Source organism: Acidithiobacillus sp. (genome assembly GCF_023229925.1).
GTDB lineage: Bacteria > Pseudomonadota > Gammaproteobacteria > Acidithiobacillales > Acidithiobacillaceae > Acidithiobacillus.
This window is the reverse complement of sequence record NZ_JALNYM010000002.1, coordinates 199747-225386: the sequence shown is the minus strand read 5'-3', so window position 1 is coordinate 225386 and position 25640 is coordinate 199747. Positions and strand designations below refer to the sequence as shown.

General features: G+C 61.2%; 24 protein-coding genes and 1 riboswitch. Of the genes, 19 read left to right on the top strand and 5 right to left on the bottom strand.

The window, feature by feature from the left end; genetic code table 11:
- Nucleotides 1-4: 4 nt before the first annotated feature.
- On the bottom strand, nt 5-382 hold the full coding sequence (crcB, locus tag M0P56_RS07650; RefSeq protein ID WP_291509461.1) for a fluoride efflux transporter CrcB: 378 nt from the start codon (nt 380-382) through the stop codon (nt 5-7).
- Between the two features lie 378 nt (nt 383-760).
- A riboswitch (Fluoride riboswitch) is annotated at nt 761-824 on the bottom strand.
- 7 nt (nt 825-831) lie between these two features.
- Nucleotides 832-2514, bottom strand: a complete 1683-nt coding sequence (locus M0P56_RS07645) for a glycosyltransferase family 39 protein (protein WP_291509460.1) — start codon at nt 2512-2514, stop codon at nt 832-834.
- Nucleotides 2515-2855: 341 nt separating this feature from the next.
- Between M0P56_RS07645 and pgi the strand changes: the two genes are divergently transcribed.
- From pgi to tal, 3 genes are all read left to right on the top strand, one after another.
- Nucleotides 2856-4475, top strand: coding sequence for a glucose-6-phosphate isomerase (pgi, locus tag M0P56_RS07640; protein ID WP_291509459.1), 1620 nt, complete (start codon nt 2856-2858; stop codon nt 4473-4475).
- A gap of 120 nt (nt 4476-4595) precedes the next feature.
- Entirely contained in the window at nt 4596-5765 is a 1170-nt protein-coding gene (locus M0P56_RS07635) for a D-alanyl-D-alanine carboxypeptidase family protein (protein WP_291509458.1), read from the top strand.
- 135 nt (nt 5766-5900) lie between these two features.
- Nucleotides 5901-6992, top strand: coding sequence for a transaldolase (gene tal / locus M0P56_RS07630; protein ID WP_291509457.1), 1092 nt, complete (start codon nt 5901-5903; stop codon nt 6990-6992).
- A 28-nt stretch (nt 6993-7020) separates the two neighbouring features.
- On the opposite strand, the gene M0P56_RS07625 is transcribed toward tal, so the two are convergent.
- A complete protein-coding gene (locus tag M0P56_RS07625; protein WP_291509456.1) occupies nt 7021-7794 on the bottom strand; it encodes an enoyl-ACP reductase in 774 nt (257 codons plus the stop codon).
- Nucleotides 7795-7817: 23 nt separating this feature from the next.
- Complete coding sequence (locus M0P56_RS07620; RefSeq protein ID WP_291509455.1) at nt 7818-9629, bottom strand: LysM peptidoglycan-binding domain-containing protein; 1812 nt, start codon at nt 9627-9629, stop codon at nt 7818-7820.
- A gap of 263 nt (nt 9630-9892) precedes the next feature.
- Here M0P56_RS07620 and gltX point away from each other — a divergent pair, with 263 nt between their 5' ends.
- From gltX to M0P56_RS07580, 8 genes are all read left to right on the top strand, one after another.
- On the top strand, nt 9893-11293 hold the full coding sequence (gene gltX / locus M0P56_RS07615; protein ID WP_291509454.1) for a glutamate--tRNA ligase: 1401 nt from the start codon (nt 9893-9895) through the stop codon (nt 11291-11293).
- A gap of 110 nt (nt 11294-11403) precedes the next feature.
- A complete protein-coding gene (locus M0P56_RS07610; RefSeq protein WP_291509453.1) occupies nt 11404-13341 on the top strand; it encodes an aconitate hydratase in 1938 nt (645 codons plus the stop codon).
- A 2-nt stretch (nt 13342-13343) separates the two neighbouring features.
- Complete coding sequence (icd, locus tag M0P56_RS07605) at nt 13344-14630, top strand: NADP-dependent isocitrate dehydrogenase (protein ID WP_291509861.1); 1287 nt, start codon at nt 13344-13346, stop codon at nt 14628-14630.
- 9 nt (nt 14631-14639) lie between these two features.
- A complete protein-coding gene (sucC, locus tag M0P56_RS07600; protein ID WP_291509452.1) occupies nt 14640-15803 on the top strand; it encodes an ADP-forming succinate--CoA ligase subunit beta in 1164 nt (387 codons plus the stop codon).
- A 1-nt stretch (nt 15804) separates the two neighbouring features.
- Nucleotides 15805-16149, top strand: coding sequence for a hypothetical protein (locus tag M0P56_RS07595; protein ID WP_291509451.1), 345 nt, complete (start codon nt 15805-15807; stop codon nt 16147-16149).
- The gene (gene sucD / locus M0P56_RS07590; RefSeq protein WP_291509450.1) at nt 16146-17018 is read left to right on the top strand and encodes a succinate--CoA ligase subunit alpha; all 873 of its coding nucleotides are present in this window, start codon (nt 16146-16148) and stop codon (nt 17016-17018) included. Before M0P56_RS07595 ends, sucD begins: the two co-directional genes overlap by 4 nt.
- Nucleotides 17018-18643 carry an NAD+ synthase gene (locus M0P56_RS07585; RefSeq protein WP_291509449.1) on the top strand — a complete coding sequence of 542 codons (1626 nt, stop codon included), beginning with the start codon at nt 17018-17020 and terminating at the stop codon, nt 18641-18643. The genes sucD and M0P56_RS07585 overlap by 1 nt, the downstream gene beginning before the upstream one ends.
- Nucleotides 18644-18663: 20 nt before the next feature.
- Nucleotides 18664-19002 carry a P-II family nitrogen regulator gene (locus M0P56_RS07580; protein WP_291509448.1) on the top strand — a complete coding sequence of 113 codons (339 nt, stop codon included), beginning with the start codon at nt 18664-18666 and terminating at the stop codon, nt 19000-19002.
- A gap of 33 nt (nt 19003-19035) precedes the next feature.
- Here the strand turns inward: M0P56_RS07580 and M0P56_RS07575 are convergent, their stop codons facing one another.
- Nucleotides 19036-19791: an outer membrane protein assembly factor BamD gene (locus M0P56_RS07575; RefSeq protein WP_291509447.1), complete on the bottom strand. Its 756-nt coding sequence runs from the start codon at nt 19789-19791 to the stop codon at nt 19036-19038.
- Between the two features lie 28 nt (nt 19792-19819).
- Here M0P56_RS07575 and rluD point away from each other — a divergent pair, with 28 nt between their 5' ends.
- Genes rluD through def form a run of 8 tightly spaced genes read left to right on the top strand, consistent with a single transcriptional unit; the run spans nt 19820 to nt 25530 of the window.
- A complete protein-coding gene (gene rluD / locus M0P56_RS07570; protein WP_291509446.1) occupies nt 19820-20779 on the top strand; it encodes a 23S rRNA pseudouridine(1911/1915/1917) synthase RluD in 960 nt (319 codons plus the stop codon).
- Nucleotides 20769-21521, top strand: a complete 753-nt coding sequence (gene pgeF / locus M0P56_RS07565; protein ID WP_291509445.1) for a peptidoglycan editing factor PgeF — start codon at nt 20769-20771, stop codon at nt 21519-21521. Before rluD ends, pgeF begins: the two co-directional genes overlap by 11 nt.
- A 1-nt stretch (nt 21522) precedes the next feature.
- The gene (locus M0P56_RS07560; protein WP_291509444.1) at nt 21523-22071 is read left to right on the top strand and encodes a cupin domain-containing protein; all 549 of its coding nucleotides are present in this window, start codon (nt 21523-21525) and stop codon (nt 22069-22071) included.
- A complete protein-coding gene (locus M0P56_RS07555) occupies nt 22068-23240 on the top strand; it encodes a RuBisCO large subunit C-terminal-like domain-containing protein (RefSeq protein ID WP_291509443.1) in 1173 nt (390 codons plus the stop codon). Before M0P56_RS07560 ends, M0P56_RS07555 begins: the two co-directional genes overlap by 4 nt.
- Nucleotides 23240-23893: an HAD-IB family phosphatase gene (locus M0P56_RS07550; RefSeq protein ID WP_291509442.1), complete on the top strand. Its 654-nt coding sequence runs from the start codon at nt 23240-23242 to the stop codon at nt 23891-23893. The genes M0P56_RS07555 and M0P56_RS07550 overlap by 1 nt, the downstream gene beginning before the upstream one ends.
- Complete coding sequence (gene mtnB, locus M0P56_RS07545) at nt 23883-24509, top strand: methylthioribulose 1-phosphate dehydratase (RefSeq protein WP_291509441.1); 627 nt, start codon at nt 23883-23885, stop codon at nt 24507-24509. Before M0P56_RS07550 ends, mtnB begins: the two co-directional genes overlap by 11 nt.
- Entirely contained in the window at nt 24506-25027 is a 522-nt protein-coding gene (locus M0P56_RS07540) for an ACT domain-containing protein (protein WP_291509440.1), read from the top strand. Before mtnB ends, M0P56_RS07540 begins: the two co-directional genes overlap by 4 nt.
- Nucleotides 25027-25530 (top strand): peptide deformylase, encoded by a 504-nt coding sequence (def, locus tag M0P56_RS07535; RefSeq protein WP_291509439.1) that lies wholly within the window; start codon nt 25027-25029, stop codon nt 25528-25530. The genes M0P56_RS07540 and def overlap by 1 nt, the downstream gene beginning before the upstream one ends.
- Nucleotides 25531-25640 lie beyond the last annotated feature (110 nt).

Here is a 25640-nt window from a genome sequence, read left to right as displayed (position 1 = left end):
CCTCTCAGATACTGCGGGAAACCCAGGCCCCGGCAAAAGCGGCACCGACGCACAGAAACAGCGATGTAAACATATACAGCAGGCCCTTGACGGCCTCGCCATTTTCAAAAAGCACCAAGGTTTCGAGGGAAAATGTCGAAAAAGTGGTGTAAGCACCCAGGCCGCCGGTGAGCATGCCCGTGCGCAATTCCGGACTCACGGAAATACGTTCCAAGGTCTCAAAAAACAGAAAACCCATGATAAAACAGCCCAGGACATTGATACTCAGGGTGGCCCAGGGGAAGCCGCGGCCGAATACCGTCTGCACCAGCAGGGTCTGTCCATAACGCGCCCAGGCGCCAAGGACGGCGAACAGGGCAATGAAGCCGAAAGTGGCGAACATCTCTACTCCTTCACATTACAGATAAAAAACACGGGCAAAAATAACAAGTAACAATATCCTGATATAACTATTGAGCAGGCTGGATGCTGGATGTCTATACCAGCATGGCGGTGACTCCTTCCGAGAGCTGGTCGGTCACGATGGCCAATACCGGAATCAGCATCGGCACGATGAGTATGGCAGTAAAGCCACCATTGGCGCCCAGAAAAACTCCCAGGACGCAGATTCCGATATCAGCAAGGTTTTGTGGAAGAGTTTCCAGAGATCCCGATAGGGCTGGCAGATGGACGGCCCTTGTCCACGCTGCAGGATAATATGGTCAGGCATGCCGTCCCCTTTATATAGTCCCCAACTCTCCACCACCCGACCTTGCGATCAGATTCAGTAGTAGTCATCAGCCTATAAAGGCGGTTATTGGGCGGACTCCATCGCCACGCGTTGATTTTATGTTAGTAAGGCTCGGTAGCATGGTCAAGATTTTTCGTGCGCGGGCTAATGCGCAATAGGGCGATGTTTTCGTGGTTATAGATCTCATAGCGCAGCATGATGGTCTGCTGCTGGTATGCTGCGGGCACGGCGGCACGGACTGCGGCGACGGCGTGTTCCGGGCAGACGAGATAGAGCGGCACTGGACCGAGTACCGCCGGCAACTCCGCCAGCGCCTGCAGATGGTGAATGGGCATGTTGCCGCGCCCGGCATAAAACAGAAAATTCGGCTGAAACCATTGCCAGGAAGCCAGCTGATAAGGTTGTTGGCCTTGCAAGGCGGCAATACGTTGTCCCATCTCACGGGAGGGCTTCACCATATTAAAGGGCGGGGTAATGACCAAGACCAGCAGTGCTGTTAGTGCTACGCCGCCGATGCCCAGCGTTACCCACGCCTGTGCCCAGCGCTGGCGCCAGAGCAGGGCGCAAGCAATACCCGCGGCCAGCAGATAAGGCACGCCGATCTCCGTCATGTTCGGCAGATGGGGCTCCACCCGCGGCACAATCCGGTCGGCAAAAATACTCAGTGCCAGCCCGATCAGGAACAACGCTCCGAGTGAAAGGACTAACCCCCAGCGCGCGGGGCGGCTGGCACCCGCCCGGACTTTCTCGAAATAAGCGGCCAGCAGAATGAAGAGTGGCGGGTAGGCCTCCCAGACATAATTGGGGAGCTTGGTCGCAGACAGGGTGAAAAAGCCGATCCACGCCGCCGCCCAAACCAGCAGAAACAGCGTCTTCGGCTGACTATGCAGAAAATGCTGTCGCGAAACCCACATGTCGCGAAAAACTTGCGGCAAAAAAATCGACCAGGGCAGCATCCCGAGGATGGTGCTGACCGGATAATACACCCAGGGCCCGCGGTGTCCCTGCATGCTGTCGTTGAAGCGGCCAATGTTCTGTTTAAGTATAAAAGCGCGATCCCAGGTCCAATGGGTTTCGACGCCGACGGCGAGATACCAGGGCAGGGTAATGATCAGAAAGATCGGTACCCCCCAAGCCAACCGGCCTTCCCGCCAGAGAAAAGACAGTTCCCTGCGCAGCAGCAAAAACAGGACGATGATCAGGCCGGGCAAGAGAAATCCAATGGGGCCTTTATCCAGCGTGGCGAGGGCCATGGCGGCATAGGCGATGAGGATTTCGCGGCGGCGTATGTCCGGGAACAAATAAGCGCGCAGGTAACTCAGCAGGGCGATCGTCACCGTCAGAATCAGCAGCGGATCGGGGGTGGCGCTGCGGAAAATCACGGTGCTGTGCAGTGCCGTGGCGGTCAGCAGGCCGCTGATCAGGGCGATATTCTTACCGTACAGGCGTCGCAATGCCATGATCAGATACAAGATCAACAAGGCGCCAACCACGGCGGAGCCCATCCGCAACCCCCACGAATTCATCCCCAGCATTTTGACGCCGGTCCACATCAGCCAGTAGTTCAGCGCCGGTTTGTCGGGCATCAGTCGCGCGTTGAACGTGGGGACGACCAGGTTGTGCTGTGCAATCTGGTCTTTCAGCGATTGCGCGTAAATGGGTTCATCAATATCCCAAAGACTGGTATTGCCGATGCCCCAACTGAAAAACAGCACCGCCAACAGAAAAATGGCGAATGCTTTCAACCCAAAAAATCGGTCGGCCGCACTATTTCGGGAGAACATGGGCAGCTCCCGGCCAGTTTATACGTGCATTAGGCGGTGACTCGGCAGACCAGAATGGGCCATAGCGTGAAACCATAGGCAAAAAGGCAGCAATCAAGGCGAATAAGGGTTCCAGAGCATCTGCAACAGGCAGTATAAGCCGTTCAGCCTGATTTTCAAAAATGGGTGACTTTGCTAACGTCTAGGGTACGAAGGGTTTGCGCGTGACGAAGCCGTTGCCTACACCGCTTTGTCACATGATTTTCTGGCGCCGCTTTTGCCCTTGCAGCGAGGACTCGCCTTGCCTACTCTTGGATCAGTACCTTTCCGCGTCCGTCCCGCTCTGCGCAAGGAGTTTTGCCGTGTCTGCACCCCTGAACACATCATCTGCCTGGCAGGATTTACAGCAGCATCGGCAAAGTTGGGAGGGGGTGACCTTGCGGCAACTCTTTCATGACGACCCGCAGCGCGCCCGACACTTCTCCGCCGAGGCTTGTGGTCTTTATCTGGATTATTCCAAACACCTCATCAACCTGGAGACCCTGCGTTTGCTGATGGCCCTGGCGCGGGCGCGGCGCCTGGAAGAACGCCGTGCGGCGATGTTCGCGGGCAAACTGATCAACCACACGGAGGGGCGGGCGGCTTTCCATGCGGCCCTGCGCGCGCCCAAAGGTAGTGTCATGTGCACGGCGGGGGTGGATGTGGTGCCGGAAGTCCATCGGGTGCTGGAACACATGGCCGCCTTCACCCGATCCATCCACGATGGCACTTGGCGGGGAGCGACCGGTCAGCCTATTCGCAAGATCGTCAATATCGGCATTGGCGGCTCCTACCTGGGACCGGAAATGGCTTGGAAGGCTTTGCGTGCGCACCGTCAGCCCGGCATGGAACTGCGTTTTGTCGCCAATGTGGATGGCGCGACTTTTACCGACGTTACGGCGAATCTGGACCCCGCCGAAACCTTATTCATCGTCTCTTCCAAAACCTTCACCACCCTGGAGACCATGACCAACGCCCAAGAAGCACGCCAGTGGATTACCTCGGCCTTGGGCGATGCAGCGGTGGCCAGGCATTTTGTCGCGGTCTCTACCAATGCCGAGGCAGTCAAGGCCTTCGGGATGGATACTGGGCACATGTTCGGTTTCTGGGACTGGGTCGGGGGTCGGTATTCCATGGATTCGGCTATCGGCCTGTCCACCATGCTGGGCGTGGGGGTTGAGCATTTCACCGCCTTGCTGGCGGGTTTTCATGCCATGGACACCCACTTTCAGACGGCTCCCCTGGAGCAAAATCTACCGGTGCTCATGGGCCTGCTGGCGCTCTGGTATAACAACTTTTGGGATGCGCAAACCCAGGCCATATTGCCCTATGCCCATGATCTGGCGCGTTTCCCCGCCTATCTCCAGCAACTGCAGATGGAAAGTAACGGCAAACGTGTGGATGAGGACGGTTGCCCGGTTGCCGTCGATACGGGCACTGTTATATGGGGCGAGCCCGGCACCGATGGGCAGCATTCGTTCTATCAATTGATTCATCAGGGTACGCGGTTGATTCCCTGCGATTTCATCGGGTTTTGTCAGCCGCTCAGCCCCTTGGCCGGGCAGCATGAGTTGCTGCTGGCTAACCTCATCGCCCAGGCCGAGGCGCTGGCTTTTGGCAAGTCGGCGGAGGAATTGCGTGCCGAAGGGGTTGCCGAAGCGCAGGTGCCTTTCCGTGTTTTCCCTGGCAATCGGCCCAGCAGTGTTCTTCTGGGCGACCGCCTCGACCCCCCTACTTTGGGGGCATTGGTGGCGCTTTATGAGCACAGCGTCTTTACCCAGGGTATTATCTGGGGCATCGACTCCTTCGATCAGTGGGGCGTGGAGTTGGGCAAGGTGTTGGCGCAGCGGATTGTGGCGGAACTGCAGGGCGCGGCCAGTCATCCCCACGATGCCTCGACTACCGCTTTGCTGCAGCGCTATTTGCAGCGCCGGAGCGCTTAGTCCCGCTGTGGGGGCGGGAGACACCCGGCTGATGGAGCTGACCACGCTGATTGGGAACTTTTCCCTGCGGGTGGATTTCCAACAGGGTATTATTCGCCGGATAAAGAGCCGCTCGACACGATGAAATCGCCCAAAGTTCTGGCCCTCGTGGCTACGATTGCATGGGGGAGCGCCAACGCGGCCACCCCGAATTTACCGCCATTGCCAACCTTGCCCCCGCCACCACCCATGCCGGCGCCGCAACTGACGGGCATACAGGGCGCGGTCCTCCTGGATGTGAATAGTGGTCAGGTACTGATGGCGGAGAACGCCGAAAAATCCCTCAACCCCTCCGGGCTGGTCAAGTTAATGACGGCCTACGTAATGTATCAGGCGGAAAAGCAGGGGCTGGTGCAACCGCAGCAGCAGGTGCATGTCTCCGATGCGGCCTGGCATGCGCAGGGTTCGCGCCTGTTTATTCAACCCCGTCTGCCGGTGACCATGGCGCAACTGGAAAGTGGTCTGTTGATTGATGGCGGGAATGACGCGGCTATCGCCATCGCTCAAACAGTGGCCGGCAGTGTCGGTGGTTTCGTCGATCTGATGAATCACGATGCGGCGGCGATGGGCCTGCAATACACCCACTTTACCAACCCCGACGGCTTGCCCCAGCCGGGCCAGACCAGTACAGCGCTGGATATTGCCCGTCTCTCGGAACGCTTGATCCAGGCGTATCCGCAGGTATTACAGGTGGCGGGGAAGGCCTCTTACACTTACAACCATATCATCCAGTACAATTACAACCCGCTCGCCGGTCAGGGCGCTATCAATGGCCTGGGCGTCGGCCTGGCGGCAAAAAACAGTTGGAATCTGGACGTCAGCGCGATCCGCGACGGGCGCACCCTGGTAGCCGTCGTGCTGGGTGCCCCCTCGCGCAGCGTGGCGGGTAGCGACGCCAGCGCGCTGCTGCACTACGGCTGGGGCGGCTGGCAGAATCGCCCGCTGTATGCGGCCGGACAGGTGGTCGTGCAAATCCATCATGTGGACTGGAGCCCGGAAGTGGTGCAGGGGGTGACCACCCGCGCCGTTGTGGTGTCGGTGCCCCAGCAGCAACAGGGCGCCAAACTACAGGCGCAGTTTGTTCCCCAGACTGATCTCAAGGCGCCCATTGGTGCCGGTGAACCCATTGGTACGCTGTTTGTTCGCTGGCACGGCCATCTCCTGCAGACCATCCCTGTTGTTGCCAAGGCCGCCGTGCAACCCGCCGGATGGTTTACCCGTCTGTTACATGAGGGAGAATCATGGCTCTGAGGCCAAGGCTCCGGATGTGGCAGAGACAAGGCTTGGACGGAGGCAGCGGCTGGATGCTCCTCGCCCGACTCTGGTCTAAACTGAAGATCAGATAGGTATCGGGTATATCGGCGGAATCACGTCAGGAGAATCGGTATGGCAACGGATTTACGGACACTCAGGAAGCAGGTGGGGCAAAGTATCTGGCTGGATAATCTGTCGCGCACCCTCGTCCGTGACGACATTCTGCGGCGTTATATCGACGAGGACGGGATCAGCGGGGTGACCTCCAACCCCAGTATTTTTCAGAAGGCGATTCACTCCAGCCCCTACTATCAGGAGGATCTGCGCCAGCCTGCAGATTCCGCGGAACGATTGTATGAGGATCTGGTGGTGGATGATTTGCGCAAGGCCTGCGATTTGTTGCATCCGGTGCACGTGGAAACGGCCGGTGACGACGGTTGGGTGAGTTGGGAGGAGTCGCCGCGACTGGGGCGGGATGAGGCCGCTACGGTGGCCGAGGCGCAACGGTTGCACGGGTTGGTACAGCGGGAGAACCTGCTGATCAAGGTACCGGCCACGCCCGCGGGTATCCGCGCCTTTGCAACGCTCATCGGCCGCGGTGTGTCGGTCAACGTGACCCTGATGTTTGGGCTGGCGCATGTACGCGCGGTATATGCCGCCTACCAAAAGGGTCTGGCGCAGTGGGTGGCGAGTGGTGGTGATCCGCGTAAGGTGAAAGCTGTCGCCAGCCTCTTCTTGTCGCGGGTGGATACGCTGGTCGATCAAAAGCTGGAGGCTATTGGCACGCCAGGGGCCTTGGCGTTGCGGGGGCAGGCGGCGGTGGCGATGGCGAAATCGGCATACACCATTTACCAGGACATTTTTCACGGTAAGGACTTTGGGGCGCTGCGCGCTGCGGGTGGAAGGCCCCAGTATCTGCTTTGGGCGAGTACCAGCACCAAAAATCCCGCCTACTCCGATTTGCTCTATGTCGAGCCGCTGATGGGGCCGCAGACGATCAATACCCTGCCCGACGATACCCTGGTCAAGCTCCGCGATCATGGCAGCCTGGTGGCACGGGTCGAGGACGATATGGCGGGGGCACGGCGGACCATGGCGCAACTGGCCAGCCTGGGTATAGATATGGACGGCGCTGTGGCGGAGCAGTTGCAGGTGGAAGGCCTGGCCGCTTTTGCAAAAAGTTTTGAGGAGATGCTTGCAGAGGTGGGGCGCGCGATGCAGTGAGCGGCGCGCCCTGATGGCCCGGTGCGCCTCAGAAGCCGACGGTGTTGAAACCGCCGTCCACATAGGTGATTTCGCCGGTGATGCCGGAGGCGAGGTCGGAGCAGAGAAAGGCGGCGGTGTTGCCAACCTCGTCCTGCGTCACGTTGCGGCGCAGGGGCGCATGTTCCGCGTAGTGATCCAGAATCTTGCGGAACTCGCTGATGCCGCTGGCCGCGAGGGTACGGATAGGTCCGGCGGAAATGGCATTGACGCGGATGCCGTCCGGTCCCAGCGCGTAGGCGAGATAACGGATGCTGGCTTCAAGGCTGGCCTTGGCGAGTCCCATCACATTGTAGTTGGCCATGGCGCGCTCGGCACCGAGGTAGCTGAGGGCCAGCAAGGCGCCCTGCCGACCCTGCATGAGCGGGTGCATGGCCTTGGCCATGGCGGTGAAGCTGTAAGAGGAGACCTCGTGGGCAATGCGGAAGCCCTCGCGGGTGGTGGCGTCCAGATAACTGCCGCTGAGTTCGTCTTTGGGCGCGAAAGCGGCGCCGTGAATGCCGATATCGACGCCACCCCAGAGCGACTGGATCTCACGCATGGCGCCAGCCAGTTGTGTTTCGTTCATCAGGTCCAGTTCCAGTGGCTCTGGTGCACCGATCTGGCTCGCCAGCTCTTCCACCCGGCTTTTGGTGCGCTCGCCCTGATAGGTGAGGAGCACTTTCGCGCCCTCGCGATGCATGGCCTGAGCGATGCCCCAGCAGATGGAGCGGTCATTGGCCACGCCGACCACCAGCGCCTTTTTTCCTTCCATAAAACCCATTGCGAAAATCCTCTACGCCAGAATCAGCGCGTATAAATGGTGAGATGTGCGCCCGGTTGAATATCGCTGGCCGAGGCTAGGCGATTCCACTGAATCAGCGATTTGGGCTGAACATGAAATTGCTGGGCAATCTGCCAGAGCGTGTCTCCTTGACGCACCACATAAGTCGTCGTCCGTGCCCTGGTAGCGGCGCGCTCCTGCCGATGGCTGATGGCGGCAACCACGGTTTGTGCCGGGATATTCAGCACTTGTCCGGGATGGAGGACAGCGCGCTCCGTAAGGTGATTGGCGCGGGCCAGTACGGCGACGCCGACCCCAGCGCGCTGGGCGATTTGCCAAAGATTTTCGCCGGGCCGGACGGTAAGGCGCTGGTGACCGCGCGCGGCGGTATAAACTGGTGCAGCAGTACCGCCATGTACCGTGAGTGTCTCGCCAACCTGCAGGTCGCGCGCGGAACGGATATGGTTCCAGCGCATGAGGTCGCGAACGCTGACGCCAGCCCGCTGCGCGAGTTGGGAGAGCGTATTGCCGGAACGCACCGTGAGTTGCTGGCTGTTTTGAGCATACACCGCATTGCGCAGCCCGCCGGCGCCATAGACCACCAGGTGTTGTCCGACTTGCAGGTCGCGCGCGGAACGGAGGTGATTCCAGCGTTTGAGATTGGTGATGCTGACCCCTGCCCGTTGCGCCAGATGCCAGAGTGTCTCACCGCGGCGGATGGTGATATGACTGCGTGGTGCTGCTGCTATAGGCGCGGCTACGGGTCGTGCGGCTGGTTCCTGAGGCATGGTCAAAAGCGCTGTTTTCAGTGCTCCAGCCTTGTCTTTGGGAACCACGAGCTTGTAATCAGCCGGCGCAATCCCGTAGCTCAGCCCGGTATTGAGGTGCTGTAATTCGCTGACCGGCATATTCATCAGATTTGCTGCTACGTTCAGTGCCACGGATTTTGGGGTGGTCACTACCGCAATATGTGCCGCATTGGGAATGGCGGGCAGGGAAATATGGTAGGCCTTGGCATTTTTGATGACTTGCGCCAGGGCGAGCAACTCGGCAACGTAGTTTTCCGTCTGCTCCGGGAGGTTGAGATCCCAGAAATCTGTGGGCTTGCCCGCCGCGACATTTTGCTGGATGGCAGAGGAGACAGTGCCTTGCCCGGCATTATAGGACGCGATGGCAAGGAGCCAGTTGCCGCCGAAATAGTTATAGAGGTAAGACAGATAATCGAGGGCCGCGTTGGTGGAGGCGGTGAGACTCAGCCGGGGATCACCATAGCGGGTGTTTTGCAGACCAAAACTGCGTGCAGTGCCGGGCACGAATTGCCAAAGACCCGCTGCGGCTGCCGGAGAATAGGCCTTGGGGTTATAACCGCTTTCGATAGCGGGTAGCAGCGCCAGCTCCATGGGTAGGCCGCGCTGTGCAACTACTGACACTACATAAAAAAGGAAAGGACGGGAGTTGCTAAGAATTTGTTCCAGTTTGCCTTGATGTTGCAGGAACCACGTGCGCCATTTGTCGACTTCTACTCGGGAGACGTCGCTCAGTCGCAGACCGTCATCAATGTGTACCCAGACATTACCGGGCTCCGTTTGGTTACCAAAGGCGCCTGATGCTTCAAATTGCTGCAGGGTGGCCGACAGGCCGGAAGCGTTACCACTTTGTCCAGTGACTGATCCGCTGCCTTGCAGTTCCGCAGTCTGCCCGGTGGTGCCCAAGGCTTTTGCCACACCGCTCTGAAGATCGCTTTGTTGCAGGCCTATGGTCTGGCTCTCCGCCCAGACCATAGGAATGCCCCCCAGCGCCACCAGCGTGGCGACAGCGATGAGTCGCTTTTTCATGTTACTCCTTCCTGGGCGGGTTCGATCCACCATGGGCGTCCCGCAGATGTCACTCTTCGTAAAAGGATATGATAATAAACATGGAGTTGGCATGATGCTTGCCACCCGTTACCGGATAGTAAGCAAAAGGAACGTCCTGAGTCAAACGCTGTTTGACGGTCTGCGCGGGGCCTGATTCGCGGCGAAAGTCGGCGGCGCGCAGGATACCGGCCGGTCAAAGAGGCTGTTATTATCCTGTTTTCGCCAGTCTCAGGTTGCGCATCATGTCCGTCCGTACCCGTTTCGCCCCTAGTCCCACCGGTTATCTGCATATTGGTGGTGTGCGCACTGCGCTTTACTCCTGGCTGCATGCTCGTCAGCAGGGGGGGCACTTCGTTTTGCGTATCGAGGATACGGATGTGGAGCGCTCGACGCCGGAAGCGACGGCCGCCATTCTGGAGGGGATGGCCTGGCTGGGGCTGGACTGGGACGAGGGCCCGTTCTATCAGATGCGGCGCATGGACCGCTACCGGGAAGTGCTGGCGCAGATGCTGGCGGCAGGGACGGCCTATCATTGCTATTGCAGTCGTGAAGAAGTGGAAGCGATGCGTGAAGATCAGCGCGGGCGCGGCGAGAAACCGCGCTATGACGGACGTTGCCGGCAGCGCACGGCAGCGCGTGAAGGGGTTGCGCCGGTGATCCGCTTTCTGAGCCCGGACAGCGGTGAGACCGTGGTGGAAGACCTGATTCACGGTGCGGTGCGCTTTCAGAACAGTGAAATGGATGATCTGATTATCGCGCGCTCCGACGGGACGCCAACCTACAACTTTTGCGTGGTGGTGGATGACTGGGATATGGGGATCACCCATGTGATCCGTGGCGACGATCATCTCAATAATACGCCGCGGCAGATGCAGATTCTGCAGGCGCTCGGCGCCCAGGTACCCGCTTACGCCCATGTGCCGATGATTCTCGGGCCAGACAAGCAAAAGCTGTCCAAGCGTCACGGCGCGGTGAGCGTGCTGGAATACCGCGAGCAAGGCTTTTTGCCCGACGCGCTGCTCAATTTTCTGGTGCGGCTGGGCTGGTCCCATGGCGATCAGGAAGTCTTCACCCGCGAGGAAATGGTGGAATTTTTCCGCATCGATGCGGTGAACAAGGCGGCATCGGCCTTCAACCCGGAAAAGCTATTGTGGATCAATGCCCAGCATATGCAGCGACTGACGCCGGAGGGGCTGGCGCAGCATCTGCTGCCTTACCTCAACGCCGTGGGCGTAACCGCGTCTTTGCTGGCGGCCGGGCCGGAGCTTCCGGCGGTGGTGGCGCTGTTGCAGGAGCGGTCCAAGACCCTGGTGGAGATGGCGGCGGCGGCGGAGATGTTTTATGTGGCGCCGGTGGCCGGTGAACCCAAAGATGTGGAGAAACATCTATACGGACAGGGCGCCTTGCTGGCGACCATGACCCAGGCGCTCGGCGCGTTGCCGAACTGGGAGGCGGCGGCGATTCACAGCGTGATACAGGAACTGGCGGTGACCCATGCCGACGGCAAGATGGGCAAGGTCGCGCAACCCCTGCGGGTGGCGGTGGCCGGGCGGGCGGTGTCACCACCCATTGATGCGACTCTGGCTTTATTGGGTAAGGAAGAGACGTTGGCGCGTCTGCGGCGGGCGGCCGCCTGGATCTAGCCCCTTTTGACCACACAGAGTCTGCTGATACTTGGCGCGGGGCGGTGCTTTTGCGATGATGGAGGCACCCGTTGTTCCCGACCGATTTCCGCAGATCAGGAGAGCAGTTCATGGCTATGAATGTCACCCAGAAAATACTTGCCGCCCATTTGGTCAGTGGCACGCTGGAAGCGGGGAGCCCTATCGCTGTCCGTATCGACCAGACCCTGACCCAGGACGCCACGGGGACCATGGCCTATCTGCAATTTGAGGCCCTCGGCCTGCCGCGTGTGCGCACGGAGCTGTCGGTGTCCTATGTGGACCACAACATGCTCCAGTCGGGCTTTGAGAACGCCGACGACCACCGTTTTCTGCAAAGCTTTGCCGCGAAGTACGGCGTGCATTTCTCGCGTCCCGGCAACGGCATCTGCCATCAAGTGCACCTGGAACGATTTTCCAGACCGGGCGGCACCCTGCTGGGCTCCGATTCCCACACGCCGACTTCCGGCGGAGCGGGCATGCTGGCCATTGGTGCGGGCGGTCTCGACATTGCCCTGGCCATGGGCGGCTTGCCTTTCAACCTCAATATGCCGCAGGTGGTCGGGGTCAAGCTGACCGGCCGCTTGCAGCCTTTCGTCAGCGCCAAGGACATTATCCTCGAAGTGCTGCGCCACAAGACGGTGAAGGGCGGCGTCGGCAAAGTCTTTGAGTATTTCGGGCCGGGCGTCGCCCACCTCAGCGTGCCGGAGCGGGCGACCATCACCAACATGGGTGCCGAATTGGGCGCCACCACCAGCGTGTTCCCCAGCGACGCGGTGACCCGCCGTTACCTGGCGGCGCAGGGGCGCGATGCCTCCTGGTCGGAGTGGGTGGCGGATGCGGATGCCGGCTATGACGAGGTGCTGGAAATCGATCTCGACCAGTTGGAGCCCCTCATCGCCTGTCCGCACAGCCCGGACAACGTCCAGAAAGTGCGCGAGGTGGCGGGCACGCCCGTGGCGCAGGTGGCCATCGGATCGTGCACCAACTCGTCCTATACGGATTTGATGACCGTGGCGAGCATGCTCAAGGGCAAGGTCGTCGCTGACGGCGTCAGCCTAGGGGTGTCACCAGGGTCGCGGCAGGTGATGGAAATGGTGACCAGGGATGGCGGCCTGCTGGACTTCATCGGGGCCGGGTCGCGCATTCTGGAATCGGCCTGCGGACCCTGCATCGGCATGGGCTTCGCGCCGCCCACGGAAGGCGTCTCGGTGCGTTCCTTCAACCGCAATTTCTATGGACGTTCCGGTACTAAAAATGCGGCGGTGTATCTGGCGAGCCCGGAAACCTGCGCCGCCTGTGCCCTGACCGGGGTGATCACCGATCCCCGCGATCTGGGGCTGGCGCCCATTCATGTGCCGGTGCCGGAGCGCTTTCTGGTCGATGACCGTATGGTGCTCGCCCCTGCCGCCGAAGGCAGTCCGGTGGACATCATCCGTGGCCCCAACATCGCCAAACTCCCCACCGGCCAGGCCGCTCCGGCAAGCCTGCAGGGCGAGGTGCTGATTCGGCTGGAAGACGACATCACCACCGACCACATCATGCCGGCCGGAGCCAAGGTGCTGCCGCTGCGCTCCAATCTGCCGGCCATTTCGGAGTTTGTCTTCCACATGGTGGATGAGACCTTCCCGGCCCGCGCCAAGGCGGCCGGGGGCGGCTTTATCGTGGCGGGTCACAATTACGGGCAGGGTTCCAGCCGTGAACATGCGGCACTGGCGCCCCGCTATCTCGGCGTGCGTGCGGTGCTGGTCAAGTCGTTTGCGCGTATTCACCTGGCCAATCTCATCAACTTCGGCATCCTGCCCCTGACCTTCGTGGACGCGGCGGATTATGCCAGGGTGCAGGCGGGGGATCAGCTCAGTCTGGATATCAGGGGGCTGGCGCTGGGCCAGGCGCTGACGCTGCGCGATGAAACCCAAGGGCTGGATATTCCGGTTATGCCGCAGTTGGCAAGTACCCGTGATCTGGAGTTGATTCTGAAGGGCGGCGCCTTGTCCTGGGCCAGTGAGCAACTGGAGAAAGTATCGTGACCATGGCGCATATTCAGGTTCCGGCCCAGGGGAAGCCCATCACGCAGGTGGATGGAATGCTGCGGGTGCCAGATCAGCCCATTATTCCCTTCATCGAGGGGGATGGGATCGGTTGTGATGTCACGCCGGCCATGCGTGCGGTGGTGGATGCCGCGGTGCAGGCCGCTTATGGCGGTCAGCGGCGGATTGCCTGGATGAAGCTTTTTGCCGGGCAGAAGGCGGTGACGCTCTACGGTGCGGGGCAGTATCTTCCCGAAGAAACCATGGCCGCTATTCGCGCGTATAAGGTCGCCATCAAGGGGCCGTTGGAAACCCCGGTGGGTGGCGGAATCCGCAGCCTCAATGTGGCACTGCGCCAGGATCTGGACCTCTACGTCTGCTTGCGGCCGGTACGTTATTTTGCGGGTACGCCCAGCCCCATGTGCCATCCGGAAAAGGTCGATATGGTCATCTTCCGGGAAAACGCCGAGGACATTTACGCGGGTATCGAGTGGCCGGCGGGCAGTCCGGAAGCGGAAAAAATCATCCGCTTTTTGCAGGAAGAGATGGGGGTCAGCAAAATCCGCTTCCCGGCCAGTTCGGCGATCGGCATCAAGCCGGTGTCGGTGGAGGGCTCGGAGCGTCTGGTGCGCCGCGCCATCCAGTATGCGCTGGAGCATGGCAAGCCTTCGGTGAGTCTGGTGCATAAGGGCAATATCATGAAGTTCACCGAGGGCGGTTTCCGCGACTGGGGCTATGCCTTGGCCGAGCGGGAGTTCGCCGGACGGGTTTTCACCTGGCGGCAGAAAGCGGCTATTAGCCGGGCGGAGGGCAAGGCGGCGGCGCAGGCGGTCGAGCAGCAGGCCATCGCCGATGGCAAACTGATTATCAAGGATGTCATTGCCGACAACTTCCTGCAGCAGATTTTGTTGCGGCCGGAAGATTATTCGGTGGTGGCCACGCTGAACCTCAACGGCGACTATATTTCCGATGCGCTGGCGGCGGAAGTGGGCGGCATCGGCATGGCGCCGGGGGCGAATCTCTCCGATACCCATGCGATTTTTGAGGCCACCCACGGTACGGCGCCGGATATCGCCGGGCAAGGCAAGGCCAATCCCAGTTCGCTGATTTTGTCGGCGGTGATGATGCTGGAGCATCTGGGTTGGGGCGAGGCGGCGACGCGCATCGTGGCGGCCATGAACGCGGCTATCGCCAGCGGCGAAGTGACCGGTGATCTGGCGGCGTTGCGTGGTGACGTTCCTGCCTTGAGTACGGCGGAGTTTAGTGCGGCGCTGGTGCGTCGTTTGTGAGGAAATTTCATGAATTTGCATGAGTATCAGGCCAAGCGCCTGCTCGCCGAAGAAGGGGTGCCGGTGCCCCGAGCCATTCCCGCCTTCTCGGTGCGGGAGGCAGTGAATCAGGCCCGTGAACTGGGTGGTCCGGCCTGGGTCGTCAAAGCACAGGTGCACGCCGGTGGACGCGGCAAGGCCGGTGGCGTGCGGATGGTGGAAAGCATTGCCCAGGTGGAAAAGGCGGCGCAGGAGTTGCTGGGTAAACCGCTGGTCACGGCGCAGACCGGTCCGCAGGGGCAGCACGTAGCGGCTTTGCTTATCGAGGAGCCCAGTCGCATCGCCCGCGAGCTTTATCTGGCCTTGATGGTGGATCGGGGGCAGGCGCGGATCACCTTTCTGGCGACTCAGGAAGGCGGTATGGACATCGAGGAACTGGCGGCCTCCCGGCCGGAGGCCCTGCATCGGGTCGTGGTCGAGCCCAGCACCGGTTTTTTGCCTTTCCAAGCGCGCCAGCTCGGTTTCCAGTTCGGACTGGACGCCAGCCAGGTGCAGCAACTCACGCGCATCATGCAGGGCATGTATCGCCTGGCGCAACGGCTCGACGCCCTGATGGTGGAAATCAATCCCCTCGCCATCACCGCCGAAGGCAAGCTGCTGGCCCTGGATGCCAAGGTGGTGATGGACGACAACGCCCTGTACCGCCACCCTGAGTCTGATGAACTCTTTGACTCTACCCAGCAGGACGGGCGGGAGATTACGGCGCGGCAGTTCGGACTGAATTACATCTCCCTGGAAGGTAATATCGGCTGCATGGTCAACGGTGCCGGTCTGGCCATGGCGACCATGGACCTGATCAAGCTGCACGGCGGTGAGCCCGCCAATTTTCTGGATGTGGGCGGTGGCGCGGCCGCGGACAAGGTTACCCAGGCCTTCAAGCTCATTCTTTCGGACAACCGGGTGAAGGCCATACTGGTCAATATCTTCGGTGGGATCACCCGCTGTGATCTGCTGGCGGAGGGCATCATCCAGGCGGCGGCGGAGGTGGGTCTTCACTTGCCGGTGGTGGTGCGTCTGGAGGGCACCCGGAAGGAGGAGGGCATGGCATTGCTGCGGGAGAGCGGGCTTTCCCTGATCACCGCCGATGGCCTCACCGACGCAGCCATGAAGGCCGTGGCGGCGGCGCAGGGCTGACATGTCCATCAACATCTTTTGGTTGCAACGTCTGTGGCCGGTGCTGCGTAACTCCGGCCCGCTGATTTCGCGTCTCGCCGATGCCTATGTGAAGCGTGGCGCGGATCAGAAAAGTGCAGAGGCGATGGCGGAGATGGCGGTGCTGCTCGATCAGATTCTCGACGAGCGGCTCAAGTCCGTGGCGCAGGACGACGACGTGGCGGCGCTGCGCCACGATCTGGCGGCTTTGCGGTCGGCGGTCGATAGAATCAGTCCGGCACCCCGGCGCAATCCCTATGTGCTTCTCCTGCTCCTGGGAGAGGCGATAATCAGTGTTCTTCTTATCGTGATTCTGGTGCGTCTATGAGCATATTGCTGTCCCGCGACACCCGTGTGATTTGCCAGGGCTTTACCGGCAAACAAGGGACTTTTCACTCGCAACAGGCCGTGGCTTATGGCACGCGTATGGTGGGTGGCGTGACCCCCGGCAAGGGCGGCAGCCGCCATCTCGATCTGCCCGTGTTTGATACGGTGGCTGATGCTGTCCGGAACACCGGGGCCGAGGCCAGTGTGATCTATGTACCCTCACCTTTTGCCGCTGACGCCATCATCGAGGCGGCTGCCGCTGGTATTCAACTCATTGTCTGCATCACCGAAGGCATTCCGGTGCATGACATGCTGATGGTGAAGCATTATCTGGCGGACGCCCCGGCGCGACTCATCGGCCCGAACTGTCCGGGGATCATCACGCCGGGACAGTCCAAGATCGGGATCATGCCCGGTGCCATTCATCAGACCGGACGGGTAGGCATTGTCTCCCGTTCCGGCACCCTCACCTATGAAGCGGTGGAGCAGACCACCCGTCTGGGCCTGGGGCAGAGTACCTGCGTGGGTATTGGCGGCGATCCGCTGATCGGCATGAATTTTATTGAGGTCTTGCAGCTTTTTGAGGCGGACCCGCAGACCGAGGTGATTGTCATGGTGGGTGAGATCGGCGGACGCATGGAGGAAGATGCGGCGGCCTTTATCCAGGCGCATGTCCATAAACCGGTGGTGGCTTTCATTGCTGGCTCCACGGCGCCCAAGGGCAAGCGCATGGGCCACGCAGGGGCTATTATCGATGGTGGTGCCGGAACGGCGGCGGCCAAATATGCGGTACTGGAAGCGGCGGGTGTCCATTGTGTGCATTCCCCCGCCGATTTGGGTACCCGGGCGGCCGAGGTACTGGGGCGCTGATGCGCATCGCCCTGGCGCAAGTCAACTGCCGGGTCGGCGATGTGGCGGGCAACGCCGATCGTTTGCTGGTCGCCGCTGTAGAGGCACAGGCGGCAGGGGCCGACCTGCTGGTGACGCCGGAGTTGGCTCTCAGTGGTTATCCCCCGGAAGACCTGCTCTTGCGTGCCGACTTTCTGCAGGTCTGCGATGCTGCCTTGCAGCGTCTCGCGACAGAAGCGCCTCTGGCCATGCTGGTAGGGCACCCGCAGCGTGAGCAGGAGCGCCTTTACAACAGCGCCAGTCTGCTGCGCGGGGGGCGGGTCGAGGCGGTTTATCACAAGCATTGTCTGCCGAACTATGCGGTATTCGATGAAGTGCGCTACTTCACGCCGGGGGCGCAATCGCTGGTGTTTGCCTGTGCCGGACTGCAGTGCGGGGTGGCCATTTGTGAGGATGTCTGGTGCGGGCCGGGAGTGGCGCAAGCCGCTCAGGCCCAAGGCGCAGAACTGCTGCTGGTGCTGAACGCGTCGCCTTATCACCTGAACAAACAGCGTGCCCGGGAAGATCAGGTGGGTGCCCTGGCCGCCCAGTGTCATCTGCCCGTCGTTTATGTGAACCTGGTGGGCGGGCAGGATGAACTGGTCTTCGATGGCCAGTCCTTTGCGGTAGATCAGCACGGGCTGTTGGCGCTACGCGCACCCCAGTGTGAAGAGGTGCTGGCGCTGCTGGATATCAACGAGGATCATGCCGATATCCGTTTACAGGCTGCCGGGCCACTGCGACCGTTGCCTGCGGAGACCGCCGAAGTCTACGACGTACTGCGCCTGGGCGTACATGATTATGCGGAAAAAAATGGCTTTCCTGGTGTGGTGCTGGGTCTGTCCGGCGGGGTGGACTCGGCGCTGACCCTGGCGATAGCAGTGGACGCGCTCGGCGCGAAACGGGTCCATGCCCTGATCATGCCCTCCCGCTATACGGCGGAGATGAGTATTATTGACGCCGAGGCCGAGGCCCGGAGCCTCGGGGTGCGCACCGACACTATTTCCATCGAGGGGCCGTTCAATAGCTATCTGGAGACATTGGCGCCGCTATTTGCCGGGCGTGCCACCGACACCACGGAAGAGAATCTGCAGGCACGCATTCGCGCCGCGTTGCTCATGGCCTATTCCAATAAGTTTGGCCACCTGCTGCTGACCACGGGCAACAAGAGCGAGATTGCCGTCGGTTACGCGACTCTGTATGGCGACATGGCCGGAGGTTTCGCGGTGATCAAGGACTGCCCGAAGACCCTGGTCTATCGCCTCGCCCGTTACCGCAATAGCCTGGGTTCGGTGATCCCGGAGCGGGTGCTGACCCGACCACCCTCGGCGGAGCTGGCACCGGATCAGCGTGATCAGGACAGTTTGCCTTCCTATGAAGTGTTGGATGCCATCATCGCCGCCTATGTGGAAGAAGACCGTAGTGCTGCGGAACTCATTGCCGCTGGTTTTTCGGTGGAAACGGTGACGCGGGTGCTAAGGCTTGTTGATCGTGCCGAGTATAAACGGCGCCAGGCCGCGCCGGGCGTGCGCATCAGCGCCCGCGCATTTGGCAAGGATCGGCGTTATCCTATTACCAATGGCTACCATCCCTGGGAAGCCGTGTAGTGATCACGAGGAGCTTTACCATGAAAAAAATTGAAGCGATCATCAAGCCTTTCAAACTGGATGATGTGCGCGAGGCCCTTCAGGAGCTGGGGCTGGCCGGTATGACGGTGACCGAGGTCAAGGGCTTTGGCCGCCAGAAGGGGCACACGGAGCTCTATCGTGGCGCCGAATATGTGGTGGATTTCTTGCCCAAGCTCAAGCTGGAGGTGGTGGTCAGTGACGACATGACGGATCGTGCCATCGAAGCCATTGAAGCGGCGGCGCGGACCGGCAAGATTGGTGATGGCAAGATTTTCGTCAGTTCGGTGGAACGGGTGATCCGCATCCGTACCGGAGAAGAGGGCGAAGAGGCCGTCTGACCAAGACGGGGGCGGCAATCGCCCCCAGATAAATTATTCGCTTTTCGCGCCGCTGCCGAGCTCGGAAAGATACTTGCTCTTCGGATAGTTGTAGGCGAGTACAGAGGTGGTGGTCTGCGCCAGTTGGTGCAAATTCAGGTGCTGATAGGAACGCGCCAGATAGTAGAGCGCCTCTTCCCGCGCCGGACTCAACTGGTAGCGGGTAATCACCATGCTGCAGCGGTTCGCCGCAGCGATGTAAGCGTGACGCACATAGTAGAACTTGCAGATATCCAGATTGCTTTGACCGAGAATGTCAATGATCCTGGCCATGCGCAGGCGGGCATCGGTGGCATAGGCACTGCTTGGCCAGCGTTTAGCCAAGGTATCCAGGGCACTGAATGCTTCCTCGGCGGGCTTGGGGTTCCATTCGGCGCCCTGAATAGCCTGATAATAGGCGATGCCCTTCAGGTACCAAGCGTAATCCACATAAGGGTTGGCCGGATGCAGTTTGATGAAACGTTCGGCTGCCGCCACCGCCGCCTTGGAATCCCCGCGCTGGTAATAACTGTATGCCGTATTGAGTTGCGCTTGTTCGGCGTAGGGGCCATAGGGGTAGCGGGTTTCCAGATCTTCGTAGCGCTTAATGGCGGAAGTGTAGTCTCCGCGCTCCATGGCCTTTTGGGCGGGTTGGAACAGCGTCTCGGCAGATTCGTGGCGCTCGGCGGCGTTGTCTGGTTTCTCCGGGCTACTGGCACATCCAGCGATCAGGACGGTACAACACAAGGTAATGAGTATGCGTTTGCTCATGAAGGACAATAGTCTATAGTGGCGAACCATGAGCGACGATAGTACGGGTATTCCCATGATTTTGCCAGAGGAGCAGGCCGGCGAACGTCTCGACGCGGTGTTGAGCCAGTTGCTGCCGGAAACCAGCCGCAGTCGTATCCAGGCCTTGCTGCGAGATGGCCGGATTCTGGTGGATGGTGTGGTCGAAAAGCCCAGTGCACGGATTCGCGGTGGTGAACAGGTAGAAATCAACTGGCCGGAGATCGAGCCCAGCACTTGGCTGCCCCAGGGTCTGCCGCTACATATTCTGCATGAAGACGCGGATATCCTCGTTGTGCACAAGCCGGCAGGACAGCTTACCCACCCCGGCGCCGGTCATGCCGACGGCACGCTGGTCAATGGCGTGCTGGCCCATGTACCGGATAATGCCTACCTGCCCCGCGGCGGCATTGTCCATCGGCTGGACAAGGACACTACCGGCCTGCTGGTAGTGGCGAAAACCGAGATGGCGCGACAGTCGCTGATCGACCAGCTCGGTGACCATACCATGCACCGCGAATATCTCGCGCTGGTGATGGGGGCGATGACCGGTGGTGGTCGGGTAGACGCGCCCATCGGCCGCCATGCCCACGACCGCCTGCGGATGACCGTGCGCGATGATGGTCGACCGGCGCAGACCGAATATCGACTGGTGGAGCGCTTTCCCCGTCACAGCTACCTGCGCCTGCGCTTGGCGACGGGGCGTACCCATCAGATTCGCGTGCATATGACGCACCTCGGCCACCCGCTGGTGGGTGATCCGATCTATGGCGGGCGGATGATGGTGCCGCAGGGGCTGGATGAGGTCGCGCTGGCCCACTGGCGACAATTCCGCCGCCAGGCTTTGCATGCCTGGCGTTTGCGTCTCTACCATCCGGCAAGCGGGGAATGGATGACCTGGGAAAGCCCGCTGCCTGACGATATGACCGAATTGCTGACTCTGCTGCGCGATGCGCGTGATGGCGACTGAAGAGGCGGGTTATTGGGTGCCGGACTGGCCCGTGCCCTACGGGGTACGCAGTGCCATCACGGTGCGCAGCGGCGGTGTCAGTCAGGGCGCCTATGCATCACTCAATCTCGGCGACCATGTGGGCGATGCGCCGGAGGCGGTGGCACGAAATCGGGAACGGCTACGGGACATGCTGGAATTGCCTGGGGAGCCCCGTTGGTTGCGGCAGGAGCATGGCACGGGGGTCGTCACCTTGACGGCCGCGCCAGCGGACTCTTTGGAAGCGGATGGTGCGGTCACTGTTATACCGGGCGTGGTGTTGGCGGTGCTCACCGCGGATTGCCTGCCGGTGCTGGCTTGCGGCGGGGGCGGTCGCCATATCGGTGTGTTTCACGCCGGCTGGCGCGGCCTGCTGGCGGGCATCCTGGAGCGCGGTGTGGCGGCCATGCAGGTGGCGCCGGAGGATATTCTGATATACTTGGGACCCGCCATCGGGCCTGCGCATTTCGAGGTCGGGCCGGAGCTGCGGGCGGCTTTCCTGGCGGAGGATGCCGGGACGGCGGAAGCCTTCCGCCCCGGACGGGGGGATCGCTGGTTCGCGAATATTTATGCACTCGCGCGGCAGCGCTTGCAGCGGGCCGGCGTGCAGGCCATTTTTGGCGGTAATCTGTGTACGGTGGCTGACCCCGCGCGTTACTTTTCCTATCGGCGCGACGGCGTTACCGGGCGTATGGTTTCTCTGATTTGGAAGGAGGACGGTTAGCATGGCGACTTTGCAATATGCAGAATCGGCGCAGCGGGTCGCGGACGCGGCGCAGATTGCCGCCACCCTGGCGCCCCTGGGTGTTACTTTGCAGACGATTCCGCTGACCGGGGCGGGCTCCGCGGCGCTGCTGGCCCAGCCACAACTGGCTGCGGAGGCCCAAGTGGCGTTGCTGGCGGCCCTGGATGATGTCTTTCAGCGTTTGCAGCGGGAAAAGGGCTATCAGGAGCGGGATCTGGTCGTGCTGTACCCAGGGCATCCGCAGTTGCCGGAGCTCAACGCCCGCTTCCATCGTGTGCATACCCACGATGATGAAGAGGTGCGCTATATCGTGGACGGAGAAGGTGTTTTTGGCTTCGTTCTGGAAGACGGTGCACAGGTCGAATTGACCGTGCAGGCGGGGGACTATATCCACATCCCGGCGGACGTGGAACACTGGTTCCGCCTGAACGATGCGCAGCGGATCAAGGCGGTGCGCTACTTCAGTGCGCGCGGCGGCTGGACACCGCATTATACGGATCGCGCCCTTCAGCATTTCCCCAACCCATGACGGCTTTTATCGAGGTCGATTACCAGTTTCCCGCCGGGGTAGACGCCCGGCGGCAGGCGCAGGCCATTGCCATCGGCCAGACTGCAGGGAGCTGGGATGCACGCTTTCAGCACCGGGAGGCGCAGTTGCGCGGCCATCTGGGGGAGGTGATCGCCATTGCCGAACTGGCGGCTGGGCGGCATCAGGCCACGGTGCGCTTCCCCGCCGCCAATGTGGATGGTCGTCTCGGCAGCCTGCTCACGATGATTTTCGGCAAATACTCTCTGGCAGGTCCCGCCAAGGTGACGGCGATCCGTCTGCCGGAGCGCTTCGGACAGGCGCCGCGCTTCGGGCTGGATGGCATCCGCGAACGACTGGGGGTGCAGGAACGGCCCTTGGTTATGGCTATCTTCAAGCCGGCGCTGGGTCTGACGGCGGCGGACCATGCCGCGATTCTGGCGGAGGTTGCCGTTGCCGGGCTGGATGTCATCAAGGATGACGAAATCCTCCCGGACCTGCCGATGGCGGCGACCCTGGCGCGCTGGGAGGCCTGCGCGCCGGTGATCGAGGCGCGGCGTGATCAGACGGGTCGTGATTTGCTCTATGCGGTGAATCTCTCGGGGAATGCCCAGCAGGTGCAGACGCTGGCGCTGCAACTGGTGGCCGCCGGCGCTAATGCGCTGCTCCTGAATGTGCTGGCATATGGTTTTCCGGTACTGGAGGCACTGGCCGCCGATCCCGACATCGATGTGCCGATCTTCACCCATCCCTCCCTGGCGGGCGCCTGGTGTGGCGCGCCGGATTACGGTTTTGCCTATGGGGCCTTGCTGGGGACGTTGATGGCCTATGGTGGCGCGGATGCGGTGCTCTATCCGGCCCATTATGGCAGCCTGCCTTTCGCCGCGGCGGACGAATGGTCCATCGTCACCGCGCTGCGGGCGCGGGGCGTGGCGCCGGTGCCTTCGGCGGGCGTGCATCCCGGCATGGTGGGGCGCATCCTCGATGACTATGGAACCGAGGTCATCCTCAATGCGGGGACCGGGATCATGGACCATCCCCAGGGTCCCGCGAGTGGGGTGCTGGCTTTTCACGAAGCCATCGAGCGCTGGCAGCATGCGGCGTCGTGCGCTTTGGAAGATTTGCCCGCCGGACCCCTGCGGGCGGCAGTGGAAAAATGGGGGCAGGGCTGATGCAACGGGCCATTTTTTGTGACTTCGACGGTACCATCACCGAGGCCGAAGTCTTCGTGGCCCTGATGCGCCATTTTGCGCCGGAGGCCGCCGCCCGGGTGCTGCCGGAAATCTATGCGCAGCGTCTGACCCTGCGCGACGGCCTGCCCCAGGTACTCGGCACCATCCCCGCGCGGCGCTGGCCGGAGTTGGAGGATTTTGTACAAGACATGGCGTTGCGTCCGGGGCTGGCCGGGTTGCTGGCCCAGGCCAAAAAGGCCGATATCCCCTTTATTGTCGTCACCGGCGGCTTCACGCGCATGGCCGAGATCGTCCTCGCCCCTTATCGTCAGGAAATTTACGCCATCCATGGTCTTGAGGCGGATATCACCGGCGAATACCTGCGGGTGTTCTCGCCCTGGCAGGATGACCATGAACTGGTGGCCAAGGCCGCCGTGATCGCGCACTATCAACCCGAGGATGCCGTCTGCATTGGGGACTCCATCACCGATTTGCGGGTGGCCCGGCAGTGTCCCCTGGTCTGTGCACGGGACCGTCTTGCGGAATATCTGCGGGCGGAGGGGAGGCCCTTCCTGCCCTTCGACGATTTCCGGGATGTGAGCGCCGCCCTCGCGCAACGTGGTTGGTGGCGGGAGTCTGCCCATGCACCATGATCCGCGCCCCCATCTTGCGGCGGCGGCCCGCGATTTTTATGCGCGCGGCTGGATGCTGGGCACCGCGGGCAACCTGTCGGCACGCCGCGATGCGGACACTTTCTGGATTACCGCCAGCGGCCGCCCCAAGGATCAGTTGGGTACCGGGGATTTTGTCCTGGTGAATCTGCGGGGTCAGGTTGTGCAGGCCCCGCCGGGACGTAAACCCTCTGCCGAGGTCGCCATCCATGAAGTGGTCTACCGGCATGTGCCTGACGCCCGGGTCATTTTCCACGTCCACTCGGTCGAGGCCAATCTCTGCGGGCACTTTGCGCAGCAGGGCCGGTTGCGCCTGCCAACTCTGGAAATGCTCAAAGGCCTGGGCGTGCCCGATGCCGAGCCGCAGGTGGACTTATCGGTCTTCGCCAATCATGTGAACGTCGCCCGGATTGCCGAAGATATGGACAGGGCTTTTGCCCAGGCGCTGCCTCGCATTCCCGGTGCGCTGATTCATCAGCACGGGGTGACGGCCTGGGGCCCGGATTTCCTGGCGGCCAGGCATCATCTCGAATTGCTGGAATACTGTTTTCGTTATCTCGTACAGGCGAAAGCCCTCGCCATAGGAGTCTTAGGATGAGTCAAGCTCTTCTCACCGTCATCGGCGAAGATCGCCCCGGTATCGTCGCCGCCGTCACCCAAGCCCTGTTCACCGCAGACTGCTCCATCGGTGATGCCTCGATGATGCGTCTCGGTGGTTACTTCACCATTATGCAGGTCATCGATTATCCGCGTGATCTGGGTTCCGTGGAAATGGCGCTGGACCCGGCCATCAAGCGCCTCAATCTGCGGGTGCATCTGGACCCCCTCTCCAGCGTGGCGCTGACCGCAGACATGCCGAACACCCGGGTCACCGTCTACGGGGCCGATCATCCGGGCATTGTCGCGGGCGTCACCGGGGCCTTGGCGGCCATCGGTTTCAATGTGATCGATCTGGAAAGCGAGAGTTCCGGCAGCGCCGAGCGGCCACTCTATGTGATGGTCATTCAGGGCTATGCGCCAGAGGGCGTGGAGAGTGTCCGCAAGGCCGTGGTGCCGTTGCGGGAGAAAGAAGGGGTGGAAATCGGTGTACATCCCATCGAGGCGGCGGTGTTCTGATGGCGGTGCTTTCCATTCTGACCTATCCGGACCCCAGGCTGCAGCGCAAAGCCGAGTCGGTCAGCGTATTTGACGGTGCGCTGCACCATTTTATCGACGATCTGACGGAGACCATGTATGCCAGTCCGGGGGGGGTGGGTATTGCGGCGCCGCAGGTGGACCGCCCACAGCGTATCGTGATCGTCGACGTGCGTCCCAAACTGGGGGAAAACTGCCACGGGCTCATGGTGCTGATCAATCCCGAGCTGGCGGCGTGGGAGGGCATGGCGGTGGGCCGGGAAGGCTGCATGTCGGTGCCGGACTTTACCGGCAACGTCATCCGCGCCGAACGCATACAAGTGCAGGCGCAGGATGCCTCGGGACGAGAGCGGAGTTATGAGTGCGAAGGCTTCGAGGCTCGAGCCATCCAGCATGAAATGGATCATCTCGACGGTTTTCTCTTTCTGGACCGACTGGTCTCGCGGAAGATCGATCTGTTCCGGCGGAAAAATTACAAGAAGTAGGCTGGCGCCGCTGACGGGACCACCGACACCGGCGAAATGCAATTTAGTTCGCCCAGACGGGTAAATATAAGTATCCCCCTCTTCAAGTTTCCCACCATGACCATGGCCGG

Coding starts and splice junctions, on each gene's coding strand:
- crcB (WP_291509461.1), bottom strand. CDS start 382: ATGTTCGCCACTTTCGGCTTCATTGCCCTGTTCGCCGTCCTTGGCGCC.
- M0P56_RS07645 (WP_291509460.1), bottom strand. CDS start 2,514: ATGTTCTCCCGAAATAGTGCGGCCGACCGATTTTTTGGGTTGAAAGCA.
- M0P56_RS07635 (WP_291509458.1), top strand. CDS start 4,596: ATGAAATCGCCCAAAGTTCTGGCCCTCGTGGCTACGATTGCATGGGGG.
- tal (WP_291509457.1), top strand. CDS start 5,901: ATGGCAACGGATTTACGGACACTCAGGAAGCAGGTGGGGCAAAGTATC.
- M0P56_RS07625 (WP_291509456.1), bottom strand. CDS start 7,794: ATGGGTTTTATGGAAGGAAAAAAGGCGCTGGTGGTCGGCGTGGCCAAT.
- M0P56_RS07620 (WP_291509455.1), bottom strand. CDS start 9,629: ATGAAAAAGCGACTCATCGCTGTCGCCACGCTGGTGGCGCTGGGGGGC.
- gltX (WP_291509454.1), top strand. CDS start 9,893: ATGTCCGTCCGTACCCGTTTCGCCCCTAGTCCCACCGGTTATCTGCAT.
- M0P56_RS07610 (WP_291509453.1), top strand. CDS start 11,404: ATGGCTATGAATGTCACCCAGAAAATACTTGCCGCCCATTTGGTCAGT.
- icd (WP_291509861.1), top strand. CDS start 13,344: ATGGCGCATATTCAGGTTCCGGCCCAGGGGAAGCCCATCACGCAGGTG.
- sucC (WP_291509452.1), top strand. CDS start 14,640: ATGAATTTGCATGAGTATCAGGCCAAGCGCCTGCTCGCCGAAGAAGGG.
- M0P56_RS07595 (WP_291509451.1), top strand. CDS start 15,805: ATGTCCATCAACATCTTTTGGTTGCAACGTCTGTGGCCGGTGCTGCGT.
- sucD (WP_291509450.1), top strand. CDS start 16,146: ATGAGCATATTGCTGTCCCGCGACACCCGTGTGATTTGCCAGGGCTTT.
- M0P56_RS07585 (WP_291509449.1), top strand. CDS start 17,018: ATGCGCATCGCCCTGGCGCAAGTCAACTGCCGGGTCGGCGATGTGGCG.
- M0P56_RS07580 (WP_291509448.1), top strand. CDS start 18,664: ATGAAAAAAATTGAAGCGATCATCAAGCCTTTCAAACTGGATGATGTG.
- M0P56_RS07575 (WP_291509447.1), bottom strand. CDS start 19,791: ATGAGCAAACGCATACTCATTACCTTGTGTTGTACCGTCCTGATCGCT.
- rluD (WP_291509446.1), top strand. CDS start 19,820: ATGAGCGACGATAGTACGGGTATTCCCATGATTTTGCCAGAGGAGCAG.
- pgeF (WP_291509445.1), top strand. CDS start 20,769: ATGGCGACTGAAGAGGCGGGTTATTGGGTGCCGGACTGGCCCGTGCCC.
- M0P56_RS07560 (WP_291509444.1), top strand. CDS start 21,523: ATGGCGACTTTGCAATATGCAGAATCGGCGCAGCGGGTCGCGGACGCG.
- M0P56_RS07555 (WP_291509443.1), top strand. CDS start 22,068: ATGACGGCTTTTATCGAGGTCGATTACCAGTTTCCCGCCGGGGTAGAC.
- M0P56_RS07550 (WP_291509442.1), top strand. CDS start 23,240: ATGCAACGGGCCATTTTTTGTGACTTCGACGGTACCATCACCGAGGCC.
- mtnB (WP_291509441.1), top strand. CDS start 23,883: ATGCACCATGATCCGCGCCCCCATCTTGCGGCGGCGGCCCGCGATTTT.
- M0P56_RS07540 (WP_291509440.1), top strand. CDS start 24,506: ATGAGTCAAGCTCTTCTCACCGTCATCGGCGAAGATCGCCCCGGTATC.
- def (WP_291509439.1), top strand. CDS start 25,027: ATGGCGGTGCTTTCCATTCTGACCTATCCGGACCCCAGGCTGCAGCGC.